Genomic DNA, 2,963 nt, shown 5'->3' with positions numbered 1-2,963 from the left:
CGGGCAGCCGAGGGCGCCCCGCAGCCGGGACTTGCCCGCGCCCGGCGGCTTGAGCGGCACGATCAGGTCAACCTGCACGGAACCATCCTTACCGCACCGGCCGCCCGCCGTGCCTCCGGCGGGACACGGCCGGTCGTCCCGGCGGAGGACGGGACACGCTGTGGGAGGATCCCCGGGTCAGGTGTCGGGGAGAGACGTCCACCGCCCGGTGCGGCGTCGGTGCCGGAGAAGTCGGTCTCGGAGGAATCGGAGGGTCAACCTTGGCGGACCGGGAGAAGGGCGGATTCTGGGTCGGCGCGGCCGCGGTGTTGTTCTACCCGCTGACGTGGATGGGCCGCAGCGTCTACCACGACGCGGAGCGCGTCCCCCGGCACGGACCCGCGCTGCTGGTGATGAACCACGTCTCCCATCTCGACCCCGCCGTCGACGCCGTGTTCGTGCACCGCAACCGGCGGGTTCCGCGCTTCATGGCCAAGGACAGCCTCTTCCGCGTCCCCGGGTTCGGCAGGATCCTCGCGGGTTCGGGGGGAATCCCGGTCTCGCGCGGCACCGGCTCCGCGGGGGACAGCCTCGCGGCCGCCCACCGGACCCTGCGCGAGGGCAAGATCGTGCTGATCTACCCGGAAGGGACGATCAGCAAGGATCCGCAGGGCTGGCCCAAGGGCGCCTACACCGGGGTGGCCCGGTTGGCGTTGAGCAACGACGTGCCGGTCATCCCGATCGCCCGCTGGGGAACCCAGAAGATCTGGAACGGCTACACGAAGAAGTTCCGGCCGCTGCCGCGCAAGACCGTGGTGCACGCGGTCGGCGAACCCGTCGACCTGACCGCCTACCGGGAGAAGGAACAGACCCCCGAGGTGCTCCGCGAGGTCACCGACCTGCTGATGGGCGAGGTGCGGACCCTGCTGTCCGGAGTCCGGGGCGAGACCCCGCCCGCCCGTGTCGAGGGCGGCACCGGGAACACCCGGGCCCGGGACGTCGATACCGCGGGGGGCGAGGCCTGACATGGCCCTCGAACGGATCACCGTGCTCGGCGCGGGCTCCTGGGGCACGACGTTCGCGAAGGTGCTCGCCGACGCCGGACGCGAGGTCACGGTGTGGGCCCGGCGTGCCGACGTCGCCGACGAGATCACCACCCGGCACACCAACTCCGCGTACCTGCCCGGGGTGCGGCTGCCGGACGGGTTGTCCGCCACCGCCGACGCCGGGCGGGCGCTGGCCGGGGCCGAGGCGGTGGTGCTGGCCGTGCCCAGCCAGAGCCTGCGGGACAACCTGACCCGGTGGCGCGAGCTGGTGCCGGACTCCGCGGTGCTGGTGAGTCTGGCCAAGGGCGTGGAGCTCGGCTCGCTGAAGCGGATGAGCCAGGTCGTCGGCGAGATCGCGGACATGCCCGCCGACGACGTCGTCGTGGTCTCAGGGCCGAACCTGGCGCGGGAGATCGCGCAGGAGCAGCCCGCCGCGGCGGTACTGGCCTGCGCCGACCACGACCGTGCCGTGGCGGTGCAGCAGGCCAGTTCCACCTCCTACTTCCGGCCCTACACCAACACCGACGTGGTCGGCTGCGAGATCGCGGGTGCGTGCAAGAACGTCATCGCGCTCAGCTGCGGGATGGCCGCGGGACTCGGCTTCGGGGCGAACACGGTCGCCACCCTGATCACCCGGGGACTGGCCGAGACCGCGCGGCTCGGCACCGCCCTGGGGGCCGACGCGCTGACGTTCGCGGGGCTGGCCGGTGTGGGCGACCTCGTGGCGACGTGCTCGTCCCCGCTGTCCCGCAACCGCACGTTCGGCGAGCGGGTCGGCACCGGCGAGACGATCGAGCAGGCGCGGGCCGCGCAGGGCGGTCAGGTGGCCGAGGGGGTCACCTCCTGCCGCTCCATCCGCGAACTCGCCCGCGGGGCCGGGGTCGACATGCCGCTCACCGAGGCGATGCACCGGGTCTGTCACGAGGGCGCCGATCCCGCGTCCGTCGGCGCCGAGCTGCTCGGGCGCGCCCGCAAGCACGAGTGGTCCTGAGCCGCCGACACGGGGGCGGGAAGGGCCTTGCGCGCGTTCCGCTCCGCGGGATGCGCGCGGGTATCCGGTTGACGGCCGGGGCCCGGGATGGTTCTGTGGGAACCATGTCACTGCCCCGTGTGCCCGGGTCGCGGAGCGCCGCGTACCGGGCGCCCACGCCGAGCGGCCCACGTCTCGTCGGTGCCGCGCGGGCAGTATGTCGCACGTGTCCGTGCCGCCGCTGACCCGCTCGCGGGGTGTGCGACCGTACACGGTCCGCTCCGTGACCGGAGTCCGCGCGGCGCGGCGCTGACCGCCCCGGGACCGCACCGGAAACCCCGGAGCGCCGGTCCCGCCCGGTCCGGCCCCGCCGAGGCGACGCGCGTATCAAGTCCGTCCACGACTCACTGGGAAGTCTCTTCGTCATGTTCGCCGTTCCCGACAACACGATCGCGCCCGAACCCGTCGACGCCGCCGCGGGACACCCCGTGCGCACGGCACTGGAGTTCGCGGCCGACCGGCAGCGCTGGCGCAACCTGCTGCGGTACGACCCGGACGAGCGCTTCGCCGTCCTGCTCGACGACGCCCACGGCCGCCAGGTGTGGCTGCTGAGCTGGCTTCCGGGGCAGTGCACCGGTCTGCACGACCACGGCGACACCACGGGTGCGTTCACGGTGGTCAGCGGCAGGCTCACCGAGACGGTGCTGCGCCCGGGACCGTCCGGCCCGTCGGGTACGGCGCCGGACGGGGCCGGGCACCGGGAGTCGCTGGTGGTCACCGCGGGGCAGTCCCGGGTGTTCGGGCCCGGCTACGTCCACGAGGTCCGCAACGCCGGCCCCGACCCCGTCATCAGCGTGCACGTCTACACCGACGGACCCCGCACCGTGCGCCCGGTCCCGGACACCGCACCCGGGGCGTCCGCCGGCGTGGCCGGGTCCGCCGTGGCCGGGTCCGCCGTGGGGGAGGCC

General features: G+C 74.0%; 3 protein-coding genes. All 3 read left to right on the top strand.

The window, feature by feature from the left end:
- Positions 1 to 260 precede the first annotated feature (260 nt).
- Positions 261 to 1,004: a lysophospholipid acyltransferase family protein gene (locus tag ACTIR_RS0103635; RefSeq protein ID WP_026453257.1), complete on the top strand. Its 744-nt coding sequence runs from the start codon at positions 261 to 263 to the stop codon at positions 1,002 to 1,004.
- A gap of 1 nt (position 1,005) precedes the next feature.
- On the top strand, positions 1,006 to 2,016 hold the full coding sequence (locus ACTIR_RS0103630) for an NAD(P)H-dependent glycerol-3-phosphate dehydrogenase (protein WP_026453256.1): 1,011 nt from the start codon (positions 1,006 to 1,008) through the stop codon (positions 2,014 to 2,016).
- A gap of 404 nt (positions 2,017 to 2,420) precedes the next feature.
- A partial coding sequence (locus tag ACTIR_RS21510) for a cysteine dioxygenase (RefSeq protein ID WP_084789301.1) occupies positions 2,421 to 2,963 on the top strand: 543 nt, incomplete at its 3' end.

The organism is Saccharomonospora iraqiensis subsp. iraqiensis, assembly GCF_000430445.1.
Lineage (GTDB): Bacteria > Actinomycetota > Actinomycetes > Mycobacteriales > Pseudonocardiaceae > Saccharomonospora > Saccharomonospora iraqiensis.
This window is presented reverse-complemented; position numbering and strand designations above follow the sequence as displayed.

Excerpts from the sequence above, each read along its gene's own strand:
- ACTIR_RS0103630 (WP_026453256.1), top strand. The coding sequence starts at position 1,006 with ATGGCCCTCGAACGGATCACCGTGCTCGGCGCGGGCTCCTGGGGCACG.